The organism is Syntrophorhabdaceae bacterium (assembly GCA_035541755.1).
In the GTDB taxonomy this organism is placed as follows: Bacteria; Desulfobacterota; Syntrophorhabdia; order Syntrophorhabdales; family Syntrophorhabdaceae; genus PNOF01.
Map to the genome: position 1 here is coordinate 1 of DATKMQ010000174.1, position 24,236 is coordinate 24,236.

Sequence of the window (24,236 nt, forward strand, 5' to 3'; positions counted from 1 at the left end):
AAGCATGACTTTGGATAAGGCAGGCGTCGAAGAGTTCCGCAACACTCACTTTATCTTTAATATTGTTTACGCACATCTGCGCCCGGAAGATATACGGGCGGTACACAAAGAGAATGTCTCCATCATATGGACACGATTCCCCATAGACCGCGCCCACCTCTATCTCTACCTCAATGCGTACAGCTATACGGGGAAGAAAGAAGGGCTCAACATTCTGCTTCTCAGCGAACCGGTCATCGTACTCCCTGGTCAGTATGATCCCCACCTCTGGGCCCATTTTGATCACGTGATCACCCTGTACAATTCCCTGATAGAGAGCTATCCGGAATTCAGCAAATTTTTCTATCCGCGGTTGGAACGCCACACCCTGGGTCTTGACCCGGACACAGCTGTTACAGAAGATCAAGGGGACCGCAACCGTCTCTATCCGACAGAAGGAAGAATAAACGGCATATGCATGATTAACGGCAATAAACAGTCGATCGTCCCGGGGGAACTCTACTCGAAGAGAATCGAAGCGGCACTCTGGTTTTCGCGCAACTCCAACCTTCCCTTTGATGTGTACGGCACCCCTGGCTTTTTCCTCTCCAACTACAAAGGCTCCGTTGCAGTCGGAAGCCGTCTTGCAACGGTCTCTCGGTACAAATACTACCTTTGTTTTGAAAACACTGACCATCCGGAGCTGGCCATAGGCTATGTGGAAAAAATCCTTGACTGTCTCGAAGCACGAACTGTGCCCATTTATCTGGGCGCGCCCGACATAGAGAGATACATCCCCCAGGGCTGTTTTATCGATTTCAGAAAATTCAAAGATCTGAGAGAGCTTGACACATTTCTTACTACCATGACGGACCGCGAATATGAGGAATATATCCGTCAGATCGATCTTTTTGTGACCACGGGCGGATTAAGGCGATATTCCTGGGACACACTTTATGACCGTCTTGTCAGACTCTTCCTCAAGAGAACAAAAGGAACCGACGAAGACACTTCATGGGAGGAGTCACGCGATTGGGCCCGGGGCACATCGCACCTGTATGACAACAGTCCCCTGTCCGAGGTGCCATCGGAGCCTTTATGGACGTTCTCGGAATTGGCTTACGGCCGATCACCGCTTGTGCGCTATGACGAACAAAAGCCCACATTCGGCGGCGCTCTCTCGCAAGATGAGCGGATTGAGGCAATTACAGAATTGCAGCGGGAGGGCCGATACGAGGAGGCCATAGACGCGTTCGGGTACGTGGGTGGAGGCGGAAATCAAGAACTGCATTACCTGTTTGCTCAGCTTCTTATGCTGGCCGGGCACTACGACGCCGCACAAATCCATCTGCATTCGGTCCTTTCCGCGAACAAAGGCCATACAAAGGCCTATAACGACCTGGGTGCGATCAGTCTCATGAAAGGGGACTTTAAGGAGGCCGTCGAACTTTTTCACAAAGCAATCTCCTGCGACAACAAGAATTATGACGCTCTGGACAATCTCATGAATACCTTGACAAGACTCAATCTCAACGAGTACGCGGCCAATTTCATGACAGACGCGATCAAGGGATCGCCTTTCGATGACGAGTTGAGGACCATTGCCAAACGTTATGGGATTTCCACACATGGGACGGCCGGCAAGGCCGATTCCACCGGCTCCCGGAGTATTCAAGGGACGGCGGATAGGACCTTGCGAGCAGAGCCTAAGCTTAACGACGACGTTATGATCATTGCCGCCCTTGAGCGGGATGGAGAGTATAAGAAGGCCATAGAGACTTTGAAACCGATCCTCGCGGGCGACCAAGATAACGCAGATCTCCATTACCTCCACGCGCGGCTTTTGAACGCTATGGGCCACCAGGAAGCATGGGTAGAGGAGCTTTTGAAGACTGTCGCTTTGAACCCAAATCACTCCAGCGCTTATAATGATCTGGGCTGCTATCATTTCGGTCGTGGCGATCATGAGCAGGCCTATGGGAATTTGAGAACCGCCGTCTTTATGGATCCGCACAATTACGGAGCGCTCAATAACCTCATTCAGTTTCTCCTCTACTTAAGATCGCAGGGAGTAGCGATTGATCCCGTGGGCGTGGTAAAGAGTTTGTTCCCCAAGGGCATAACCGATATCGGTTTGCAGACGTTGCCCCCGGATGCCAAGCGGGCACTGGTCATCCATTGTGAGGAGGCCATACCCTGGTTTCTTTCGGGTATGCTCGATCACTTCCCTTATCTTAAAGGCCACAGCATGTGGTGGGAATCAGTCGAAATGGTGCGACTCCTCAACAAGGGCGGATACATTGTGGATTACGTGGGAGCGTCAAGCCAGGACACCCTCAACGGTAATACGGGCTGGAGCCGGTACCAACTGGTCATAGATGGCGGGACAAACAATCTGGCCAAGTTCGTCCCGGTCAATGGGCAGAAGAGAATCTTCTATTCTACCGGCAAGCACTGGCTGCCTGCCAGTCTCGCGGAAATCCGTCGCGCATCCATGTTTTTCAAACGCCACAACATGCACATGCCCGTAGAGAGGCGCCAGCAGAACAATTTTTCCGATGAATACGCCGACTACCTCACCTACTTCGGCAACCCTTCGCAGCTCGAAGGATACAGCCCCGTTTGCAAAAAAGTGCCTCTCGATATCAGCAGCGTGCATATACCGGCTCCTCGTGAGAGAGACATAAAGACTGCCAGAAACAATTTCATCTGGCTCGGAGGTCACGGGGTAGTCCACAAGGGACTTGACCTCGCTGTGGAGGCCTTCGGTCTCATGCCTGAGATGCAACTTCACGTCTGCGCGAATCTGGACATAGAGACGCGTTTCTTAAGCTGGCTCACTGCCTTTATGAAAACCCACCCCAATATCCTTTATCACGGGGCACAGGACGTGGGTTCTATGCCATTTGAAGAACTGGCGTGGGGCTCAATCGGGACCGTCTACGTGAGCGCAGCGGAGGGCGGACCAGGATCTGTGGCACAACTCCTCCAGTTCGGTATCATTCCTATAGTTACGAGGACAAGCAATGTGAGGGCCGAGAACTTGGGCTACACCATCGAAGAGGTCGAGGACGCCGAGATTATACAGGGGATCGTACGATCCGTCAGGGACATAGGGACAACATCCGATGAAGAACTGCGTAAGCGTTCGCAGGCCGTGCGAGAATTCGCCCTTCTTCATCATACCCGGGAATCTTATTCAAAGAGCTTTGAGAACTTGCTTCTCGAGATCAACGGATAATCATACAAAGGAGATCACTATGAATATAGGTATCATCGGTTACGGCTACTGGGGCCCCAACCTCGTCCGCAATTTCTCGCTTGAACAGGATTGCACGGTTTCCTGCATCGCGGACAGCCGTGCTGAAAGGTTGAAAATAGCAGAGAGGCTATACCCATCGATGAAAACCACCACGAGACCGGAAGATATCCTCATGGATAACGCTATCGAGGCCGTTATTATAGCCACCCCGGTACATACCCATTATCAGCTCGCCAGATCGGCCATGGAGAGAAAGAAACATGTACTTGTCGAAAAACCCATGACCATGTCTCACGCCGAGGCCAAAGAGCTTGTGCAACTGGCCCAAGAACAGGGGATCACTTTGATGGTAGACCATACTTTTCTTTACACCGGAGCCGTGAAAAAGATGAAAGAGATCATCGGACGCGGCGACCTTGGCAACATTCAATACTATGACTCCACGAGGATCAATCTCGGGCTCTTTCAGCACGATATCAACGTGCTTTGGGATCTCGCCCCGCACGATATCGCCATCCTGTTGCACCTGATCGACGAAAAGCCTACGAGCGTCCAGGCAATAGGCGTCACGCACACGAATAACGGTATCGAGAACATAGCCTATCTCACCCTCTATTATCAGAGCGGTATGATAGCCCACTGCAGTTGTTCCTGGTCATCGCCTGTAAAGGTACGCACGACCTACATCGGTGGCACGCAAAAGATGATCGTCTATGACGACATGGAGGGCACCGAAAAGGTGAAGGTCTACGATACGGGCTTTGAAATAAAGACAGACGAAGAGAAGCACAGAACCCTTGTAGATTACCGAACAGGCGACATTTATACGCCTAAGATCGATACCAAAGAAGCCCTGGCCGAGATGGCCCACGACTTCGTTATGGCCGTCAAGCATGAAAAGGAGCCTATTTCAAGCTGGAAAGTAGGTTATGACGTGGTCAACATCCTTGAATCAGCGCAGATATCTATCAAAAGCAACGGCAGCAAGATCACCCTGCTCAACGGTCTCGGAGGCAGGGCGTGAAGGTCATTACCGTTGAGACCGAAAGGCAGTCTATCATCAATGTCTCAGTTGGCAACAATGTAAGGCTCTTTAATTTCGTCAACGCGTACCATTGCTCAATCGACGATAATTCGAAGATAGGCGCCTTCGTGGAGATCCAGAAAAACGCCACGATCGGAAAGAACTGCAAGATATCAAGTCACAGCTTTATATGCGAAGGCGTCCGTATCGACGACAATGTCTTTGTGGGGCACAATGTAACCTTTATCAACGACAAATATCCGAGCGCGGTCAATGACGACGGTACCATGCAGACCGACAACGATTGGGGCGTCATAGGAACTCACGTAAAAAAAGGCGCATCGATCGGGTCTTCGGCCACTATCATATGCGGGGTCGTTATCGGTGAAGATGCGATCGTCGGGGCGGGATCTGTGGTCACAAAGGATGTGGCTCCGAGAACTGTGGTAGCAGGCAATCCAGCGAGATTCATAAGAAGTGTAGACTTAAAACACGCAGCTCATATATAGCTCAGGAGGAACTCGAATGGCCGACAAAATCTCCTTTCTCGATTTGAAACGACAGTACGAAACCATCAAGGACGAAGTGGCTTCAGCCCTTCTTGATGTCTGTTCACGGACAGCCTTCTCCGGAGGGCCCTTCGTAGAAGGCTTTGAAAAACAGTTTGCTGAGTACTGCGGGGCACGGTTCGGGATCGCTGTCAACAGCGGCACCTCCGCGCTTCACCTTGCCATGATCGCACTCGGCATCGGTCCGGGCGACGAGGTTATCGTTCCGGCCGACACCTTTATTGCCACCGCATGGGCGCCATCGTATGTGGGTGCGACGCCGGTCTTTGTGGATTGCACTGCAGACACCTGGAACATCGATCCCGCAAGAATAGAGAAGGCTATCACACCCCGGACAAGGGCGATCATCGGTGTCCACCTCTACGGACAACCCTTCGATATAGACGCAGTACAATCAATAGCCTCAGAGCGTAACCTCTTTCTCATCGAAGATGCAGCTCAGGCGCACGGCGCCCGGTACAAAACAAAACCCGTTGGAACCTTCGGAGAGGTGGCCGGGTTCAGCTGTTACCCGGGAAAGAATCTCGGCGGTTACGGCGAGGGCGGCATCATCACGACTAACAGCTCGGCCTACGCAGAGCATATCCAACGTCTCAGAAACCACGGCAGTTCTGTCCGTTACTATCATGATGAATTGGGCTTCAACATGCGCATGGATGGCTTCCAGGGCGCTGTCCTGAGCGTCAAGCTGAAATATCTCGACAGCTGGAATGCACGCAGGAAAGAGATAGCGAATAAGTACTTTTCAGGGATCACTAATCCGGCTGTGAAGATGCAGTCTCAGCCGGCATGGTCAGACTCCATCTACCATCTTTTTGTGATTACGGCTGAAGACCGGGAGGCCATGATCGGTCATCTGGAAAGAAACGGCATCTTCCCCGGGCTCCACTATCCGGTACCATGTCACCTGCAAAAAGCGTATGCGCATCTTGACTACAAGAAAGGCGATTGCCCCAACGCGGAATATCTTGCTGATCATTGTATCTCCCTTCCCATGTTCGCCGAACTCACAAATGGTGAGGTTGACCGAGTCATTGAGACCGTTAACGCATTCCGTCCATAGAGCGACTCCATCGAGCCGCCTCTAACTATTCTTCATGATGACCAAGGAAGATCTTCTGATTTTTCCCCGTAACGGCAATGGCCTTGAGGCCCTCCACTGCGTAGGCCCCAGACTCCACTTAATCGGTTTTATTGACGACGATGAAAAGAAGCAAGGAACCGACCCCTTGGGTCATAGGGTGCTCACCAGGGACGCCCTCGACGTATATCCCCGGGCCGGAGTTCTTGCAGTCCCGGGAAGTCCCGATTCATACAGGGCGCGCATGGATATTATCCATGGTCTTTGTCCAGATGATCGCCGATTTGTCTCGATAATTCACCCATCCGCGCAGGTTTCTCCGTTTGCTCAAGTCGGCTTTAACACTCTTATCATGGCCGGTGTAGCAATCACCGGCAACGCAGTCATCGGCAATCACGTCATCATCCTTCCTAACACGGTGATACACCACGACTCAGAGATCTCCGACTGGTCAATCATAGGCTCCGGCGTCACCATCGCCGGCTCAGTCACCATCGGTGAAAACTGTTATATCGGGAGTGGAAGCCATATCATGCATGGTCTATCTATCGGCGACAGGACGCTCATCGGTCTCGGTTCCACCGTGATCCGAACAGTCGAGGCAGATCTTAAGGCCGCGGGAAACCCGGCGCGAATAATCGGTTCAACGAATAATGGTCAAGAGAGAGGATTATGAACGATATCGAAAACAGCGTAATATTTGTAACAGGCGGTGCCGGCTTCGTGGGTTCTCACTTGGTTGAGGAACTTCTGCCCTATAAGCCGGCGAAGATCATCATCGTAGATAATCTCTTCCGCGGTTCCATAGACAATATGAACCGCTTTCTCAATGATCCCCGCGTTCAATTCATTGAGGGAGATATCCGTGATACGCGGCTCATGGAGCGTTGTATACCGGGGACCGACTATATATTTCACCTGGCTGCCTTACGGATCAACGCCTGTGCGGCTAACCCTGCAGAAGGCTTCGAAGTCATGGCCGATGCAAGCTTTAAAATCATCGAGGCCGCCCGTAAACACGGCGTCAAGAAGCTCGTCTATTCGTCGAGCGCATCCGTCTACGGCCTGGCCCAGCATTTCCCTACGCCGGAGAGCGACAATCCCTATGACAATAGGACCTTTTATGGCGCGGCCAAGCTCTTCGGCGAGCAGATACTGAGAAGCTATGCCTTTATGTACGGACTGAAATACGTGGCGCTCCGCTATTTTAACGTGTATGGACCGCGAATGGATACTGACGGAAAATATACGGAAGTGATGATCAAGTGGCTTGACTGTATACGGGAAAACAGAAATCCACTCATTTTCGGAGACGGCTCAACAAGCATGGACTTCGTCTATGTAAAGGACGTGGCAAAGGCAAACGTTGCGGCCCTTGTCTCCCAGGTCTTCGACGAGACCTTCAATATCGGATACGGACGTGAGACGAGCCTCAAGCAACTCCTCGAAATCCTCTTGAAAGTGAACAACTCATCCCTTAGGCCTGAGTTCCGCGATGAAAGCACCGTTAATCCCGTGAGCAGGCGCATCGCCGATATTACAAAAGCACGAAGCACCCTCGGTTTTAGCCCTGAGACTGCCCTCGAACCCGGCCTGAAACTCCTCTCGGATTGGTACTTCGAAAGACGCAACGGAGCCAGAGCAGCATGATCCCTGTAGCTAAACCATATTTGACTTCCGATGATGCGCAAAGCGCCTACGATACGATCCTTACCGGCTGGGTGACGCAGGGGCCGAAGGTACAAGAGTTCGAGGAACATTTTGCTGCCTACGTGGGTTCTCGCTACGCCGTCGCCGTTTCGAGCTGTACCACAGCTCTGCATCTAGCTATGCTCGTTGTCGGTGTCGGTCCTGGCGATGAGGTGATCTGTCCATCGTTGAGCTACATAGCGACAAGCAATTCTATTCTTTACACCGGGGCGCGACCCGTATTTGCCGAAGTACTTCCTGTCACGTACAACATAGATGCAGGTTACGCAGAGTCTCTGATTACGTCTCGAACCAAAGCGATTCTCATTGTTCACCAGATGGGTATGCCCGCAGATATCGATGCTTTCAAACGACTCTGTGAAACGTACAAACTCCATCTCGTCGAGGATGCAGCCTGCGCTGTCGGCTCCACTTACAAGGGAAGAAAGATCGGCTGTCATTCGGACCTCGTCTGTTTCTCTTTTCACCCGCGGAAGGTCATCACCACCGGAGACGGGGGTATGATTACAACGTCGCGCAGAGATTATGCGGAACGCTTGCGACGGCTGAGACAACACGGTATGTCAGTGAGCGATCGCGAGCGCCACGCCGCCAATAAGGTGGTCTTTGAGCAGCATCTGGAAGTCGGCTACAACTACCGTATGACCGATATCCAGGCAGCCGTGGGGATAAAACAGCTCGAGAAGCTCGATTGGATAATCACGCAAAGAAGGAGAATAGCCGACCGTTACAACGAGGCCTTTGCAGAGATTGATTGCCTTACGGTCCCGAAGGAAGAGCCCGGCTTATTGAGCAACTATCAGTCCTATTGTCTCTACGTAAAAGAGACCGCCCCTATTTCTCGGAATGATCTTATGGCCTCTCTACTGGAAAAAGGTATTTCCACAAGACGCGGCATTATGACCTCCCATCGGGAACGGGCATATAAGGATATTTGCGCCGGTCTGAGACTTCCCGCTTCAGAAGGCCTGTCCGACCGGAGCATCATCCTGCCCCTCTATGTCGGTATGACAGATGCCGATATCGATCAGGTGGTTCACTCTATCGGGCAGATTATGAAAGGGCACTGTCTACCTACAGAGGCGACCCCAGCTCCTCGCCTAACCCATGAGGGCCACCAGGGTTCGATCCCGAATTGAGCATACCGCGTCAGCCGTAGACAAAAATATCATACACAAAATGCATAAAAAATCATGAATGTGCCTGTTTGCCGTGAGTATCACACTACGAGCAGGTATTGAGAGGACCGATGAAGATACTCTATTGTTTTCCCGAAGCATCAAATCCCAACCATTACGCATATATCAACATTCGCTCTTCGCTGATTGAACAGGGCCATTCCACGGTGGATTTCGATTTTCTCGCCGCAACCGAAACCCTGGGCCAGCAGGGCATGGTCAAGGAATTACGCGCCGTCATCGAACAAGAAAGACCGGACATCTTTCTTCACGGGATCGTGAGCGACGAGCTGCCCGTCTATTTTCTCGACGAGCTGCGCGACCGGGACGATATCCTAAGCATCGCATTTTTCTCGGACGACGACTGGAGAATTTACAATCATTCACTTCACTGGGTCGGCCATTACAACTTTGCAACCACGAACGATATCAATGCGCTGGAAATCTACCGCCGGTTCGGCTTTCATCATGTTTTTCATATGCAGTATGCCGCAAATCCTCGGATATACTATCCGAGAAAGGTGCCAAAGATATATGACGTGACGTTCGTGGGACAGGCGTATCTCGGCAGGCCGCATATTGTCTATGAGCTCATGTCGCAGGGGATTGATGTGCGGGTGTGGGGTGCGGGCTGGGAGAAAATCCCCGAGCTCCAATCCGTAGCAGGCCCCTCCCTCCCCACGGACAAAATGATCGAAACATTCTGCGCCTCTAAGATTGTTCTCGGATTCGCCTGGTGCTCAGTTCCCACCGCAACCGGGCAACTCATGCCTCAGATAAAGGGGCGGACGTTCGAATATCCGGCCTGTGAAGCGTTTCAGATTACTTATGAAGATGACCGTCTCAAGAACTACTTCAATTTGGGAACAGAAATAGCGACCTTCAGAGATGCAAACGACCTTGCCACAAAAATAAGATACTACCTTGACCACGACCAAGAGCGTCAAGATATGGCCCATGCAGCATACAAACGAGTCCTCAAGGATCATACGTGGAAGCAGCGCTGGGACGCCTGCCTGCCCCTCATGGCCAAAGACAACCAGGACCTGCGGAGGGGCAAGACCTGGACCGTACCCGCGCAGTTGCAGCATGTGGAGAGCCCCGAGCGAAAGGACCCCCTCGTTTCCATAGTCTGTTACGTATATAACCGCGAGCGGTTCATTGCAGAGACCATCGAATCGGTGCTCAGTCAGACATACAGAAACATCGAATTTATCATACTCAACGATGGGTCCACGGACAATACGGAACGCATTATCAAAAGATATCTTTCCGATCCAAGAATCAAATATCACTATCAGGAAAACATAGGAAAATCCCTGCTGAAATTTCATGAATTATTCAATCGTTCAGTCGGATTGTCTTCCGGCGCATATGTCTGCGCCATTGGAGCCGACGATATATATCTGCCGGACAGAATAGAAAAACAAGTTCAAGAATTTCGGCGCCACCCGGAACTCGATATCAGCTTTTGTAACGCCCAGATCATCGACCATGCGGGCAATCCGACAGGGAACAATTTCCGTCATCCCAAAGCACTTACATTCAACAGATTCAATCTCCTCCGCCGTCTCTTCACCACGAATTTCATTGCTCATCCGGCGGTTATGATCCGCCGACAGGCCCTCGACGAACACAATGGTTTTGAGACGGGCTATTGTTCCGATTTCCATTTCTGGCTCAAAACCGCGCAGCATTTGAATTTCAAATACATGGATGAGGTGCTCTGGCGCTATAGGGTGCACGATGATGCGGGCACAGCAACGAAAAACAACGATCTCTGCGCCGACCAGACGTATCAAGTCCTCGAGTTCTTCTATAACAAGTACTCTATCGAGGACTTTTACCCGGAAATCTCGGCCTGTTCCCAAAAATCAGAAGCCCTCTTCAGCGCCCATCTTGATCTCGGCATTGATGCGCTTACCGCGCCCTTCGTCTATGCTCATCGTTTCGCCATACGGGAATTTCAAAAAGCCCTGTCAATACGGGAAGACTCCGTGGAGGCGCAAAATAACCTTGCCATAGCAATGGTGGTTGCAGGCGACAGACGTGAGGCCGCGGGCCTCTTCCGCGCCCTCGGTCATGGCGGTGACAATGGATCGGTACGGCACAACATAGATGTATTCGAGGCATCAAGCGCTGAGAACCCCCGCCTTCAAGACTACTGGATACTGGCGGAAGACACAAATAGTTCCGAGCTGAAACGCAATATCCTGCGCTTCGAACTGCGTGACGACCTCTTACCTGGATCAACCCTCACGATATCTGAGAGACCCGATGATACGGCCTCTATGCACCGCCCGACCGTCAAAGGCCTCACATCCATCATCATAGCCACAACCGACCACGCAGACCCTCTCGAAGTTTGTCTTGATGCCCTTGAAAAGCATACCCGCGAGTCGCACGAGATTATCATAGTAGGAAACACGCCGTTCATAGAGTCGATTCGCAGTATGGAAAGACCAGACGACCCGGTGAAAAATCTTATTCTCCTCAGGAGCGAGAACCCCAATTACGTAGGCCTTATAAATCAGGGTATCGGCCGCTCAACAGGCGAGACAATAGTTGTCCTCAGAGCCGGAACCATTGTAACCGATGGCTGGCTCACCGGTATGCTCCACTGCCTCCATCACACATCAAAGCCTGGTCTTGTCGGTCCCCTGACGAATTTTGGATCGCCGCCGCAGCTCGTGCCGCATGCCTGCATGCAAGCTCAGGAGGATGCGTCCCGCTTCGCTTCGGAATTCAAGGGGCGTAACGAACACCGGCGCTCAAGGGTCGGAAATCTGTCCGGCTTCTGTCTCTCTTTCAGAAGGGACCTGATTTCTTCGATCGGCCTTCCCGACGATTCCTTAAGCGAGGGATCTTCCTGGGCCACAGACTACTGCCTGGCCGCCTCCGTTGCCGGATACACAAATATGTTAGCAGCCGACACCTACGTTCATCAAGAGACAAACCACGATACGGGAACAAGCAAAGCCGACCTCGGCAGGAAATGGACAAAAGAGGCTATGCGACCGGACACGAACAAACGCCTCGGGGCGCTGAATGCAATAGAAGAAGCTCGCAAACTTTATGCAAGGGACAGGCTGAAAGACGCGGTGGATGCACTCATGGAAGGGTTAAAACTCTCTTTTCAAGACAAGGATATCTATTTCTGCCTCGCCCGGATGCTGATCGATGCAGGATTGCACGGGGACGCCATTCAGGCTCTCGAATCCATGGCCAAAGAACATAAAGAAGACATCGAGTATCTCGAGCTATTTGGCTATGCCGCCGAAGCGATAGATCGCGACGAGGATGCGGAGGCGTGTGCGAGCAAAATGCTCTCAAAAGATGCAGCCTTAAGCCGGGCCATCAATCTTCAGGGCCTGATCGCGTACAAGAGAAGTCAAAAAAAGGACGCGGAAAACTTTTTCAGGCGAGCTGCGCAAGTCGACCCTGGCAACGGCGATCCATACAGGAACAGGGGGCTCTCCCAATGGTCCGAAGGCGAAAAGGAAGAAGGCTTATCCCTCATGGAAAAAGCATTCATTCTCGCGCCCGACAGCACGGACAACCGGAACTCCTACTATGCCGCCGTGTGCGATACGGGTTCCTATGGCAGGGCCGAGCCCGTTTTCATGGAAGCACAGGCGCTCTATCCTGAGAGCCGCGCAATCACGTTTCTTCTTATCGATTCCCTGGTCAAACAGGAGAAGTTCGGCGAGGCTATAGGCCAAATCGAGGCCGCCATCGTTCGTTTCGGCGCTGAGCAGGGACTCATTTCCGCCGGCCACGAAATCCGAAGGGTCTTAGGCCCTCTCGTCATCAACCCTGAGGACAAAGAGGCGCGAACCCTTTCCGTGTGCATGATCGCAAAGAATGAAGAAGACCACATGGCCCGATGCCTTGAAAGCCTGAAAGGCGTTGCCGGCGAAATCATTGTGGTCGACACCGGTTCCACAGATGAGACGAAACAGATCGCCCAAGTTTTCGGTGCACAGGTCTTCGATGTACCCTGGACAAATGACTTCTCGGAAGCCCGCAACGTCTCCCTGTCTAAAGCAAAAGGACGGTGGATACTCGTGCATGATGCCGACGAAGTCATCTCAACCCAGGACTACAGCAAGCTTTTAGCCATCGTCGACCCGAAGGCGGAAAAGCCTGCGGCATACACGCTCATCACGAGGAACTATACGACAAACTCCTCGCTTCAGGGTTGGACGGCTAACAAAGGGGACTACCCCGACGAAGAAGCCGGCACCGGGTGGTTTCCGAGTCCAAAGGTAAGGCTCTTCACGAATGACCGCCGGGTTCGGTTTGAAAATCCCGTGCATGAGATCCTCGAACCTTCATTACAAAGGGCCGGCGTCAAGATAAAGCCCTGTGATATAGCCGTACATCACTACGGCAGGCTCAATGAAGAGAAGACCATGGCCAAGGCAGAGACCTACTATTTCCTCGGAAAAAAGAAACTCGACGCGACGGGCGGCGACCCGTCAGCCCTCAGGGAGCTCGCCATCCAGGCCGGGGAACTAGGAAGGCATGATGAGGCCTTAGAGCTCTGGAATCGCTACATTGCGTTTCAACCCGAGAGCCACGTGGCTCACTTCAACATGTCCACATGCTATTTCGAAACGGGACGGTTCAAAGAGGCTCTCGATAGCGCCATTAAGGCGCTCACCCTTGACCCTCTGTCCAAGGAGTCCGTCCTCTGCTATGCCTCGGCGTCGCTTTGTGCAGGCTCCATTAAAGACGCAATCTCATCTTTAGAGAAACTTATGGAGAGGATTCCCGATTACCCCCCGGCCAAAGTGGTCCTTGCTGCAGCCTACTGTATGGGTGGTACACAAAGCGAGGGTCAAGACCATCTCAAGGAGATGAGGATGAGAGGATACGACTGTTCCACCGCTCTGTATTCCTTGTCGAAGAAGCTTATCTCGGCGGATAGGATGGAATCTGCCGTCAACCTGCTTGAGAACATGACTCAAGCGGGACAGTCACATCCGCGTACGGCGGAGCTTCTTAATACCTGCCGCTCTCTGGCCGACCTAACAGCGGCGGAGCATCATATGGCAGCGCAGACAAATGTGCGGGGTTGAGCTATGGTGAATGTTGACAGGCCTCTCTGTAAAACCGAATCGGCGCCCGAAGGGCATTCGGCAGGTGCGAAAACCCGGGAAACTGCCGGTTGCGTGGACGAAGCCGAAGATCTCTTCAAGAAGTCCCTTGAGGCCGATCCTACGTCTGTCCCGCTCACACTCGATCTGGGGGATTTCTTCCTCAGACACGGGCGTCTCGATGAAGCCGAGCTCGTCTACCGTTACGCCCTTTCACTCGACCATAGGTCGTGCGCGGTATTGAATAATCTCGGAAATACTATGAAGCAGAAAGGCGATCACGCCGAAGCGGAACGCTTCTACCGCGAGGCACTTACCGTGAATCCCCATCTTCTTGAAACACTCACTAACCTCGGTATCCTCTTTCTCAATCAAAAAAGGTTTGATGAGGCCGAGACATATTTGCGCCGCGCCACTGCGCTCAACCCTCGTTTCGGTTACGCCGCGCGTGAGTTGGGAAACCTTTCCATGGAGCAAGGTCGATACACTGAGGCTGAGGCCCTCTACCGATATGTCTTATCGGTTAACCCCGGGGACCATGACGCCGCCTTCAATCTCTCGTATGTTCTCCTTTTGCACGGCAAATATGAAGAGGGCTGGGACAGATATGAACTGCGTCTCAAAAGGGCCGATTTTCAATACCTTTGTGTTGACGGCAAGCGCCGGTTCGATCCCTCTTCAGCGAGCCAAACCGTGCTCGTCAGGGCTGAACAGGGGCTCGGCGATACCATACAATTCGTCAGGTTCTTATCCGAACTCAAGGGAAACGGCAGACGAATCATCTTCGAGTGCCAGCCACAGCTTGTGGACCTCTTAGGAAGCGTACAAGGGGTCGATACTATTGTCCCGAGAACGGTCGGGCTCAAAGCACCCGACATTGCCTTTGATGAGTACATTCCGCTTCTCAGCCTGCCGGGCGTTTTCAAGATCACGGCCGAAACGATCCCGGCTCACGTGCCTTACGTCGCGGTCGATCAGGGCTTAATAGAGAAATGGAAAATGGCGCTCGGCTCTGAGGCGGGTCGTGAGAGGTTCAAAGTCGGCGTGGCCTGGGCGGGTAATCCCAAGAACACAGGCGACAAATTTCGCTCCCTCACGCTCAAGAGCCTGACGCCTCTCTTCGGGGTAGATGGCGCCATCTTCTACAGCTTGCAGTATGGTATTGCCGTAGCGGAGATTGAAGCGCTTCCGACTTTTGCCAATTTGGTGGACTTTTCCCGGGACTTAAAAGCCTTCGCGGATACGGCCGCCTTTATTATGAACCTCGATCTTGTAATCACCGTGGACAGCGTCATAGCCCATCTGGCTGGTGCGCTGGGTAAGCCGTGCTGGAATCTCATTCCTTATGTACCCGACTGGCGCTGGCTTATAGATCGGTCAGACAGCCCCTGGTATCCTACCATGCGCCTCATCCGACAGAAGAGCCTTAATGACTGGGAAGAAACTTTGCAGGAAGTTACCTCTGAACTTGCTCATATCGTGCTTCGGAATAGACCCGTTACATCTTTCGCCACATCTGAGAGACCAAACACCCCCAAAGAACAATCACCCCTTTTTCATACCCCGCAACACTCCCCTTCATTCTATCCAGACATGCCCGTCCAGGCATAGAATCCCTGATTTATTTCAGCTATTCCACTATTTGACTGGTTGCGCGATCTTTACGCCGGCGAGCCTCTGAGCCCGGCAGCAAGGTTGAGGTTTATGTTGATGACCGCGTTGAGCTTTTCGGGGGTGGGATCTTGCATGATCTCAACTATTCGTTTGTCAATAAAAATGCTCAGGCTCAAAATGTCGGCCTTGAGCTTAACCGGCAAAGGATTGTCCTCTTTGATCAGTTCACTCTGAAACACGGTCCACAGGCGCTGATTAAATGTGAGCGCAGCGTCAAGCCGTCTAAACCGATCCTTCTCGTTCCAGTGAAGTTGACAATCCTTGAGCAGGTGAGCCCCGTTCGTCAGGACCGACGCCTCAAGTTCCCTGCCTGAAGTTGTTGTGGTCTGTATCTTTCTATATGCATTGAGCCCTGGTCCTGGCATGCTCCATTACCTCCTCTTCGTACTCGATGAGTTTTTTTGCCAGCTTGAGGGCTGTGTAGTATCTGCTATACAGGATGTGTTCGCTGATCTCCCCCAGTATGGCCGCTGTACTCGGCGCCGCCTGTACCACATCTTTTACGAGTGACCAGTAGAGATTGTGTTTCTCCACAAGGTCCCTGTCATCGACGTACATAAGTTGAATCATGAAATAGATCCTTTTGCACGGCGTGACCGCGTCCCTCTCGCGGAGAATATCTTTATCTCGCAATACGGGAACGTTGTTCTCTATAATCAAGTCGGCTTTTGAGCCGCCGTTTGCCACTACTGCCCCCCCTATAATGGTCCGTTCCTGGGGCTTTAAGCTGATCTTTAGCGCCATAGCTTCTCTGTCCTCACTTCCTCAACTTGTATATGCCCTGTGTCTCGCCTATGGGAAAGAAAGGCGGAGAGTAAATTTTCGTCGCGTCCTGCGCCTTGTCTGTCTCTCCGAGGGACACGCTGTCTGCGCCATATGTCTGCGTCCCACTCGATTGCCGCTTTTTCACATCCCCGGTTATGCTCATGACCGCGGACTTATCCAGGTTCCCAACCATTTCGATTACCATCTTTCCACCCCCTTTGAGGCAACCGGGGAAGGGGAACTATCCCCTCCCCCGTTATTCATTCTGCCTGCTACTGGAACAATTTCAAAACTGACTGGTTCGACTGGGATGCCAGACTCAATGCAGACGTACTCAGAGACTGCCTGGTCTGGAGGGCCAGCATGTTCGCGCCCTCTTCGTTTGTATCAGCGTTGACCAGAGAGTCAGCGCCCGTCTGGAGGGTGTTGGACACATCGGAAATCCACTGGTTACGAGCGTTCACGATGGCCAGGTTGCTGGACAGGCTCGAAGAGTTGACCCTCAAGCTTGTAAGGGCGTTGTTCATATTGTCGATATCCGCCTGAATCGTTGTCTCCGATGTCCAGGTTGCCGTTGCATTGAGACCAAGTCCCGAAGCCGAGGAGTCAAAACCCACGACTGACAGGGTATGGCTGTTGCCGAAACGAACCGTCATGGTCTCGCTGTTCAACAGGTTCTTCCCGTTGTAGAACGCATCGGACTTCATGGTATTGAGCTGTGCCATCATCGTGTTATACTGGCTGACCTTAGATGCGAGCTCTACACCGCTTCCGATGGATGAAGCTGTTAAGTTGCTGGACAGTGCGGCCGCAAAACCGAGGTCAGTTGCCACCATGGTCATACCCGCCGTGGTCGGGTTGATGGTGATGGTGCTGTTCTGAACTGTAGCGGTCATCTTTGTCCTTGTCTCGGTCGTGAGGTTAATGGCCTGAGCAAGGGATATAGCTGCATCCGATGTGGCGCCGCCAATGTAGAAGTTCGTGGCGCTTGCCGATGCAGCCGTGGTAACTGCCGTAAAGATTGAGTTGCCGATGGCGATGGTCTGACCGCTCGTCATACCGGTAAGGTTGTTGATCGTCAGTGTCTGGTTGTATGCCGCAGAACCAAGTTTACTCATGGCGTCCTGGGCAACACCGATGGCGGAGTTGATCATCGTGGTGATGCTTGTAATTGCGTTATCGGCAGCCTTAATGGTCTGGATCGACTGGGATATGGCGTCTTTGTAATTGAGGAGGTCTGACGAGCGGCTCGTCAGCGACTGGGCTGTAAAATAGCTCACCGCGTTGTCGAGAGCTGAGTTCACTTTCTTGCCATTTGCCAATCTTTCCTGCGTTCTACCCATCAGGGTAACTGTTGACTGGAGGGCCAGAAGGTTCGCCCTCATGCTTGATGTTAAGGTAATATCTGATGACATGGTATCTCTCCTTTTCTAGGGATTTTTTCTCCCGGCGATCTCGCCGGGGGTACTACAATACGCGCTCGCCCACTCTAACGGTTGTTGCTTCACCTCCTTCGTGAGCATCAATTTTATCTTCATGAAGGTATTATCGATCAATGGGCCGAAAACTTAAGAAGAATGGGTAAGCCATGCGTAACCGTAGCGCACATACAAACCGCGCACCGAAGGTCTACCTGGAATCACTTTACCCTTGCATACCGCTTTCACTCCTCAAGGTTTTCCTTGAGTAAAGCGTCATTTCATGACACAATTAGCTCATGGGAAAACTGAAATCCACCCCATCTTTACAACGTATGCTCGATGAAGGGATAAAGCGTCACCAGGCCGGGCGGCTTCAAGACGCGCAAGAGATATATCGGAGCATACTGAACAAACAGCCCGGCCAGCCCGACGCACTTCATCTCATGGGGGTCATCGCGCATCAGATCGGGCGGCACAGGGTTGCGGTAAACCTTATCGGAGAAGCCATTAAATCAAATCCGCAGGCGGCCCCCTTTCACAACAACATCGCTGAGGCCTTCAAGGCACTGGGAAGCCTTGATGAGGCAAGGCTTCATTACGAGAAGGCAATCGCCCTCAAGAAAGATTATTTCGAAGCTTACAACAACCTCGGCGTGGCCCTCCAGGAGAACGGCCATGTAATTGATGCCCTGCCCTATTATGAGAAAGCCCTCGCCTTGAATCCACGGTACGCCGAAGCGCATAACAACCTCGGCGTGTCGCTCAAAGAGCTCGGAAGATTCGACGAGGCTCTTACACATTTCCGCAACGCCGTTGAAATCAATCCTCGTTACGCCGAGGCGTATAATAATATGGGGATTACACTACTGGCAGCCGGTCTCACTGACCAGGCTATCGATCTTTTCAAGAAGGCCATTGAGCTTAAAGCGGACTACGTCGACGCGTACAATAATATGGGTATCGCCATGAAAGACAAGGGACTGTTTGAAGAAGAACTTGACTTGTATCAGAAGGCGCTCTCCATAAAACCCGATTATGCCGATGCGCATTATAATCTCGGCTGCGCTTTGCAGGAACACGGCTATATGGATGAGGCCCTGAAGGCTTTTGAAAACGCTTACACGCTCAAGCCACAGGACACGATCAAGGTAAAGATTGCCACCATGCTCCCGGTAATCCCGAGATCATCGCAGGAAATCATCGAATCGACAAAGCAATTCGGAGATAATATAGATGCCCTTCTGAAAGCCCCTGTCAGCCTCGCTCATCCGGAACAGGAAACGGAAAATACGAACTTCTACCTTGCTTATAACGGTCTTAACGTCAAAGACCTCCAGATCAAGCTTGCGTCCTTCTATGAGCGGGCATGCCCGTCTCTTTTCTACACGGCGCCGCACTGTTCTGCCCGCATGAGGCCACATCATGGCAGGATCAAAATCGGGTTGATCTCACGGTTCTTCAAGAACCACACGGTAGGTCAATACATGATGGGCATTATAGCGGAACTCTCCAGGAAGGATTTTGAGGTCGTGCTCTTTACATTTGCGCACAAACCCGACAGGATCTCTCAATATATGGAGGAAAAAGCAGACAAAGTCATTAAGCTCACCACGAACCTTAACACAGCCCGCGGCCAGATCGCTGACGAGACCCTCGATCTGCTCCTGTATGCCGATATCGGCATGGAACCCTTCACGTATTTTCTCGCTTTTTCCCGGCTTGCCACCGTACAATATGCCTTCTACGGCCATCCGGTCACAACCGGCATCAGAAATGTCGATTACTTTATCTCGCATGAAGACTGCGAGACAGAAGAAAGCGAGAGATACTACAGCGAGAAGCTTCTCCGGCTCACGAGTTCGGTAACATACACGTGCTATCACAGAGCGGAGTTTTCCCTTCCGCTTAAATCCCGCGCTGCTTTTGGTCTTGATGAAACTCACCATATCTATATCTGCCCGCAATCGCTTTTTAAGTTCCATCCCGACTTCGACCTCACTCTCGGTAATATCCTCCGCAATGACCCTGAAGGTATTCTCCTCATCTTTCAGGGGAAAAGTCCTCATTGGACTGAGCTTCTCATTGAGCGTATGCAAAGGACCGCACCTGATGCGGCCGATCGTATCCTTGTCTCTCAACGCAGGCCTTACGACGAGTTCTTGAGCCTTATCGCCCTGGCCGATGTCATGCTCGATACGTTTCACTTTAGCGGCGGCAGCACCACCTTTGACGGCCTCGCCGTGGGCACACCGATCGTGACCCTGCCCGGACAATTCATGAGGGGACGCCAGACGTATAGCCTCTACAAACGAATGGGTGTGATGGACTGCGTTGCGGTCGACCCGGATGACTATACGCGCATCGCCGTGAAACTCGCCACGAACCCAGACTTTCGTGGAGCAATCAAGGAAAAGATTCTCGCACAGAGCCCACTCGTCTTTGATGATGTGACCATGGTCAGGGAGTTAGAGCGGCTGCTCCACACTACCGCTACTTAAGATAGTTGAGGATGTTGACGGAAAGGACCTTGGACATAGTGGCAAGCAGGGCCTGATAGGTATTCATCAGCACGTTGAGTTGCACGGCGAGCTCGTTTTCGTCGGCGCCCGTCAGACTGGTCTGCATGGTTTCAATATTGGCGTCCTTGGTTTTATTGTTGGTGGTCATGGTGGTTGCCTGGGTACCCTGAAACGCTATGACGGCCGCATTCTTGGTGGTCAATGCCCGCGCGCTCTCCACGTTTTGAATGTTTTTTGAAATCCAGGTGGTATCTCCCGCGCTAAAGGCGTCTTTGAAGTTCTTAAGCAGCTCGAAAATATTCAGGTCCTTCACCTGGAACGTATCAGCGGTTGTCAGTGTGTCTGTGCTCGCCGTGGAGAAGGCAAACTTTATACGGTTGTTCGTGGCATTTGCCACCCCCGAACCGTCTACGAACATACCCGCGTCGTAATCGCTCGTATCCGACGACCCGTTGCCCACAACAGAATCTGCCGTGTCAAAGCCAAGAACACCTGCCGCCGTGGAAAGCGGATTGGACCAGTTGAGGGTGACCACGCTGCCGGTGTTGTTTGTAATGGAGAACTTCCGTGTGGTGCTATCGTAATTTACCGAGTAACCCGCGCCGAGCTGACTCGCGATCTGGGTGGCAAGACCCGCTCCGGTGTAAGTGCCATTGGCGAGTGTGACGGCCACTCCGTTACGGTAGAAGGTGTGATTCGTATTATCGATGGTAATATCACCCGCCGTGGTGTCCGCACCCCCGGTGCTCACGGCAATGTCGGCCGACCATGTGGATCCTCCGTCTATGGAATACTCGTATGTGGCTCTCGCGGCCACGGAGCCCGTGGTCGGACCGTCATTTGTGATTTTGATGAGAAAGGACTTTCTCCCTGTATCGAGGTCGCTCACTGCGGTTTGGCTAGATGCGACAACTGCGTTTACGTTATTAAAACCGAGCGTGCTCGCCGAGTTAGCGGTAGACCAGTTGAAGGTAGCATCACTCCCTGTATTGTTGGTTATGGCAAACTTCCTCGTCGTAGTATCAAAACCCACAGAATAATTCGCCCCGAGCTGCGTCTGAATTTGCTGAGCGAGACCACTTCCCGTATATACCCCGGATGCGAGCGTAAGGGTCACGCCGTTTACAACCAGGGCATTGTTCGTACCGTCGATAACGTAGGCGAACTTGTCCGTATCCGAATAGACGTCTCCTGTATAAGCATTTCCAACGCTGCCATAGGCAATCTTCGAGCTGCCATAGAATGCAGATCTTCCCGAAATCCCATACTGCGTTTTCTCTGACTTGTCTACGTAAATCTGCGTCACGTCTTCCGCGCTCTCAGGCGTATTGAAGCTCACAGAGTAGTCGTTATTCAATTGAAACGGCGCCACGTCGGACTGTTTTCCGCCGAAAATGTAGGCCCCGCCGAGTTTAGTATTGCCCACGGTGACGAGCTGTTCGATGATGCCCTTGACCTCTTCGCTCGCGGACTGTCGGACGCTCGCATCGGAAGACTCATAATTGTTTGCAAGCTGTTCCAGGTTGGACAACTGATCGCCGATACTCGAAAAGCATGTGCCGTACATGTTAACCACGAGCGTCTGGCTCTGCAGGTTGGTGGTGAACTGGCCTACGAGACTCCTCTCGGCATCGAGTTGCACATTGGTCGCAAATTTCGTGGGGTCGTCCGACGGTGTGTTCACATTCTTCTGTGAGGAGACCTTTATCTCAAGATCGTTAAGTTGTTTACTGATCCTGGCTATACTTTGTTCGAGCCCCGCATACCTCATGCTGTCAGATATCCTGATCATGCCGCTGTGTTACCTCCGATAGCCAACAGAGTTGAAAACAGTGAGTCTGCGGTGTTCAAGAGCCGGGCCGCGGCCTGGTATGCATACTGGAATTTTATGAGGTTCGTCATCTCTTCATTGATGGAAACCCCTGACAGGCTGTCTCGCTGCGATTGTACGGCACTCAGAATGTTTTGATGGTACTGGTAAAGGTCCTGGGCGTTCTTGGAGAGGTTACCGACGGTGCTCCCGATCGACGCAGCGTAATCCGTGTAGGTCGTATTCTGTCCGCTGATCGTCACTGAAGCGCTCCCCAGGTTGGCAAGCGCCAGCGCAATATCGTTACCTGATGTATTCGACGTCGACGAGGTGGCCGCTATATTTCCCACGTCTGTCTTCACCTCATCGCTGATATCGATGTTACATGCATAATCCGATGTGAGATTCTTGAAGAAATTGATGCCGGTGGTGCCGTTCGCCGTATAGCCCGTGCTGTGGATATTGTTCACCTCGGTCATAAGCGATTGGGCAAGGTCGTTGATTGTGCCGATAAATCCTGCGATCTGGTTGTCTCTCAAGTCGATGTAACTCTTTAGCGAGCCGCCCTGGATATTATTGGTGATGTCAATACTCACCCCGCTCCCACTGTTCCAGACCACGCTGTAGAAGCCGCTCGCACCGGATGCCTGCGCCGAGAGCTCATTAACGTTTCCTCTGTCCACAAGAATCTTGCCGTTCGACGTCATAACGCTCATTCCGCCGTCCTTATCCTCGAAGGACTGGATATTCATTATTCCGGAAAGGTCCTTGATCAACTTGGTTCTCTGGCTTATGAGCGACGCATCATCCTTACCGCCGGCGCCTTCCTCATACATCTTGGTGTTAACCTCGGCCAGGGAATGCAGAATCCCGTTTATGCTCGTGACCTGCTGCGCCACGTTGCTGTTTGCCTCTGCCTGAATGCTTTTCAGCTCACTATACACATTACGAATGCTGCTGCACATATTCGTGCCTTGCATTGCCACATTCGTCCGCGAAGTGGTGTTCAATGGGTCGGTAGACAGCGATTGCCACGAATTAAAGAAACTGGTAATGTTCGAAGTGAGGTTCGTATTGCTGTCGCTCAAGATGCTTTCCAGGCGACTGAAATACTGCTCATAGGTCTTCTGTTCTTCCGTAGCGGCATTTTCCTTCGACAGCGACGACTCAAGGTATTTATCATACTGGGCCATTACTTTCTCTATACTCACACCGTTTCCCATCATGCCAAAATCGGTTTGCACCGAGGGCGCCTCATTGAATACGGCCTCCTCTCGCATGTAGCCGTCCGTGCTGGCGTTGGCTACGTTATTGGAGACCACCTGCATTGCAGTCTGTTGCGCAAAAAGGGCGTTTTGTGCGACGTTTAAGATCGAGGTTATACCCATTTAGATAACCTTTGAGAAAAGTACGGGTCTTTGTTCCGGTTTTTTGCCATACGCAGGAGCAGTATTCAAAAAACCGATAATATGTTCTATGGATGACCGAACATGATCGATTGAAAAGGAAAGCAGTTTCATGTTCTTCTGAAGGGCAATCTTTATTTCCTTCATGGTGTGATGCATTTCTTTTGTCAATGCTTGCCAGGTCTGGCTATCCAATATTTCTTCTTTATCACTCAAGGATTCGAAGAGTTTTTCCTTTTCCATCTTCAGGTATTCGAGTTTTCTTAATATCTCTTCTTTCCTGTTGTTTTCCTGGATGATGCCTTCAAGGGAGAAGGAAATGATCGCATCCCTCTCTCCCTGAAGAACTTTCAAGAACTCTTTCAGGGCTTTCTGCTCTTTCCGTGCAAGTTCTATGACGGGTTTGTCATTCATTACAGCAACTCATCCAAAAGCTGACTTTTCAGCATGCTCTTTGCAACCAGTTCGCCTTTCACATTGTACGTCTGGTTCTGGATCGCCTCTTTCATAGCGTCCACTTTGTCCTGCCTCGCTGCGGGCTCAGCCTTTACCCGTTCTTTCAACTCACTGATTTCCTGTTTCCCGGAGGACAGCTCAACTTTGTCGAAAGCGCCTTGGTTGCCCTTCTTTTCCGTTGCCGGTTCCTTTTGCAGCTTACTCTGTGTAGACTTTACGAGACTATCCAGAAGACCGGTTTGCTTATCATTCTCTATCTTCATAACAGTCCACCTCCTTT

At 51.8% G+C, this 24,236-nt stretch carries 18 protein-coding genes; 10 read left to right on the forward strand and 8 right to left on the reverse strand.

Features of this window, described 5'->3' with window-relative positions:
* The 9 genes from VMT62_17050 to VMT62_17090 form a co-directional block, all read left to right on the forward strand.
* The coding region (locus VMT62_17050; protein HVN98136.1) for a glycosyltransferase family 10 at positions 1 to 3,220 on the forward strand (3,220 nt) is incomplete at its 5' end.
* 19 nt (positions 3,221 to 3,239) lie between these two features.
* Positions 3,240 to 4,265 carry a Gfo/Idh/MocA family oxidoreductase gene (locus tag VMT62_17055; GenBank protein ID HVN98137.1) on the forward strand — a complete coding sequence of 342 codons (1,026 nt, stop codon included), beginning with the start codon at positions 3,240 to 3,242 and terminating at the stop codon, positions 4,263 to 4,265.
* The gene (locus VMT62_17060) at positions 4,262 to 4,774 is read left to right on the forward strand and encodes an acyltransferase (protein HVN98138.1); all 513 of its coding nucleotides are present in this window, start codon (positions 4,262 to 4,264) and stop codon (positions 4,772 to 4,774) included. The genes VMT62_17055 and VMT62_17060 overlap by 4 nt, the downstream gene beginning before the upstream one ends.
* A gap of 16 nt (positions 4,775 to 4,790) precedes the next feature.
* Positions 4,791 to 5,897: a DegT/DnrJ/EryC1/StrS family aminotransferase gene (locus tag VMT62_17065; protein ID HVN98139.1), complete on the forward strand. Its 1,107-nt coding sequence runs from the start codon at positions 4,791 to 4,793 to the stop codon at positions 5,895 to 5,897.
* A gap of 34 nt (positions 5,898 to 5,931) precedes the next feature.
* Positions 5,932 to 6,591 carry an acetyltransferase gene (locus VMT62_17070; GenBank protein HVN98140.1) on the forward strand — a complete coding sequence of 220 codons (660 nt, stop codon included), beginning with the start codon at positions 5,932 to 5,934 and terminating at the stop codon, positions 6,589 to 6,591.
* Entirely contained in the window at positions 6,588 to 7,565 is a 978-nt protein-coding gene (locus VMT62_17075) for an NAD-dependent epimerase/dehydratase family protein (GenBank protein HVN98141.1), read from the forward strand. The genes VMT62_17070 and VMT62_17075 overlap by 4 nt, the downstream gene beginning before the upstream one ends.
* Positions 7,562 to 8,764, forward strand: a complete 1,203-nt coding sequence (locus VMT62_17080; protein HVN98142.1) for a DegT/DnrJ/EryC1/StrS family aminotransferase — start codon at positions 7,562 to 7,564, stop codon at positions 8,762 to 8,764. Before VMT62_17075 ends, VMT62_17080 begins: the two co-directional genes overlap by 4 nt.
* Before the next feature lie 110 nt (positions 8,765 to 8,874).
* The gene (locus VMT62_17085; protein HVN98143.1) at positions 8,875 to 13,887 is read left to right on the forward strand and encodes a glycosyltransferase; all 5,013 of its coding nucleotides are present in this window, start codon (positions 8,875 to 8,877) and stop codon (positions 13,885 to 13,887) included.
* A gap of 3 nt (positions 13,888 to 13,890) precedes the next feature.
* Positions 13,891 to 15,516 carry a tetratricopeptide repeat protein gene (locus VMT62_17090; GenBank protein HVN98144.1) on the forward strand — a complete coding sequence of 542 codons (1,626 nt, stop codon included), beginning with the start codon at positions 13,891 to 13,893 and terminating at the stop codon, positions 15,514 to 15,516.
* Between the two features lie 50 nt (positions 15,517 to 15,566).
* Here the strand turns inward: VMT62_17090 and flaF are convergent, their stop codons facing one another.
* The 4 genes from flaF to VMT62_17110 form a co-directional block, all read right to left on the reverse strand.
* On the reverse strand, positions 15,567 to 15,944 hold the full coding sequence (gene flaF, locus VMT62_17095) for a flagellar biosynthesis regulator FlaF (GenBank protein HVN98145.1): 378 nt from the start codon (positions 15,942 to 15,944) through the stop codon (positions 15,567 to 15,569).
* Positions 15,916 to 16,323, reverse strand: coding sequence for a flagellar biosynthesis repressor FlbT (locus VMT62_17100; GenBank protein ID HVN98146.1), 408 nt, complete (start codon positions 16,321 to 16,323; stop codon positions 15,916 to 15,918). The genes flaF and VMT62_17100 overlap by 29 nt, the downstream gene beginning before the upstream one ends.
* 13 nt (positions 16,324 to 16,336) lie before the next feature.
* The gene (locus VMT62_17105) at positions 16,337 to 16,549 is read right to left on the reverse strand and encodes a hypothetical protein (protein ID HVN98147.1); all 213 of its coding nucleotides are present in this window, start codon (positions 16,547 to 16,549) and stop codon (positions 16,337 to 16,339) included.
* A 67-nt stretch (positions 16,550 to 16,616) separates the two neighbouring features.
* Positions 16,617 to 17,759, reverse strand: coding sequence for a flagellin (locus VMT62_17110; protein ID HVN98148.1), 1,143 nt, complete (start codon positions 17,757 to 17,759; stop codon positions 16,617 to 16,619).
* 302 nt (positions 17,760 to 18,061) lie between these two features.
* On the opposite strand from VMT62_17110, the gene VMT62_17115 reads away from it, so the two are divergent.
* Positions 18,062 to 20,263 carry a tetratricopeptide repeat protein gene (locus VMT62_17115; GenBank protein HVN98149.1) on the forward strand — a complete coding sequence of 734 codons (2,202 nt, stop codon included), beginning with the start codon at positions 18,062 to 18,064 and terminating at the stop codon, positions 20,261 to 20,263.
* On the opposite strand, the gene VMT62_17120 is transcribed toward VMT62_17115, so the two are convergent.
* The 4 genes from VMT62_17120 to flgM are packed head-to-tail and all read right to left on the reverse strand — an operon-like array spanning position 20,256 to position 24,219.
* Positions 20,256 to 22,076: a hypothetical protein gene (locus tag VMT62_17120; GenBank protein HVN98150.1), complete on the reverse strand. Its 1,821-nt coding sequence runs from the start codon at positions 22,074 to 22,076 to the stop codon at positions 20,256 to 20,258. The genes VMT62_17115 and VMT62_17120 overlap by 8 nt on opposite strands.
* Positions 22,073 to 23,482, reverse strand: a complete 1,410-nt coding sequence (flgK, locus tag VMT62_17125) for a flagellar hook-associated protein FlgK (GenBank protein HVN98151.1) — start codon at positions 23,480 to 23,482, stop codon at positions 22,073 to 22,075. The genes VMT62_17120 and flgK overlap by 4 nt, the downstream gene beginning before the upstream one ends.
* Entirely contained in the window at positions 23,483 to 23,914 is a 432-nt protein-coding gene (gene flgN / locus VMT62_17130; protein ID HVN98152.1) for a flagellar export chaperone FlgN, read from the reverse strand.
* Positions 23,914 to 24,219, reverse strand: a complete 306-nt coding sequence (gene flgM / locus VMT62_17135) for a flagellar biosynthesis anti-sigma factor FlgM (GenBank protein HVN98153.1) — start codon at positions 24,217 to 24,219, stop codon at positions 23,914 to 23,916. The genes flgN and flgM overlap by 1 nt, the downstream gene beginning before the upstream one ends.
* Between the last annotated feature and the right edge of the window lie 17 nt (positions 24,220 to 24,236).

Bases quoted from the DNA above. Each gene is read 5' to 3' on its own strand.
- VMT62_17100 (HVN98146.1), bottom strand. From the start codon at position 16,323: ATGGCGCTAAAGATCAGCTTAAAGCCCCAGGAACGGACCATTATAGGG.
- VMT62_17110 (HVN98148.1), bottom strand. From the start codon at position 17,759: ATGTCATCAGATATTACCTTAACATCAAGCATGAGGGCGAACCTTCTG.
- VMT62_17085 (HVN98143.1), top strand. From the start codon at position 8,875: ATGAAGATACTCTATTGTTTTCCCGAAGCATCAAATCCCAACCATTAC.
- VMT62_17115 (HVN98149.1), top strand. From the start codon at position 18,062: ATGGGAAAACTGAAATCCACCCCATCTTTACAACGTATGCTCGATGAA.
- VMT62_17105 (HVN98147.1), bottom strand. From the start codon at position 16,549: ATGGTAATCGAAATGGTTGGGAACCTGGATAAGTCCGCGGTCATGAGC.
- VMT62_17120 (HVN98150.1), bottom strand. From the start codon at position 22,076: ATGATCAGGATATCTGACAGCATGAGGTATGCGGGGCTCGAACAAAGT.
- VMT62_17070 (HVN98140.1), top strand. From the start codon at position 5,932: ATGATGACCAAGGAAGATCTTCTGATTTTTCCCCGTAACGGCAATGGC.
- VMT62_17090 (HVN98144.1), top strand. From the start codon at position 13,891: ATGGTGAATGTTGACAGGCCTCTCTGTAAAACCGAATCGGCGCCCGAA.
- VMT62_17065 (HVN98139.1), top strand. From the start codon at position 4,791: ATGGCCGACAAAATCTCCTTTCTCGATTTGAAACGACAGTACGAAACC.
- VMT62_17080 (HVN98142.1), top strand. From the start codon at position 7,562: ATGATCCCTGTAGCTAAACCATATTTGACTTCCGATGATGCGCAAAGC.
- flgK (HVN98151.1), bottom strand. From the start codon at position 23,482: ATGGGTATAACCTCGATCTTAAACGTCGCACAAAACGCCCTTTTTGCG.
- flgM (HVN98153.1), bottom strand. From the start codon at position 24,219: ATGAAGATAGAGAATGATAAGCAAACCGGTCTTCTGGATAGTCTCGTA.
- flgN (HVN98152.1), bottom strand. From the start codon at position 23,914: ATGAATGACAAACCCGTCATAGAACTTGCACGGAAAGAGCAGAAAGCC.
- flaF (HVN98145.1), bottom strand. From the start codon at position 15,944: ATGCCAGGACCAGGGCTCAATGCATATAGAAAGATACAGACCACAACA.
- VMT62_17075 (HVN98141.1), top strand. From the start codon at position 6,588: ATGAACGATATCGAAAACAGCGTAATATTTGTAACAGGCGGTGCCGGC.
- VMT62_17055 (HVN98137.1), top strand. From the start codon at position 3,240: ATGAATATAGGTATCATCGGTTACGGCTACTGGGGCCCCAACCTCGTC.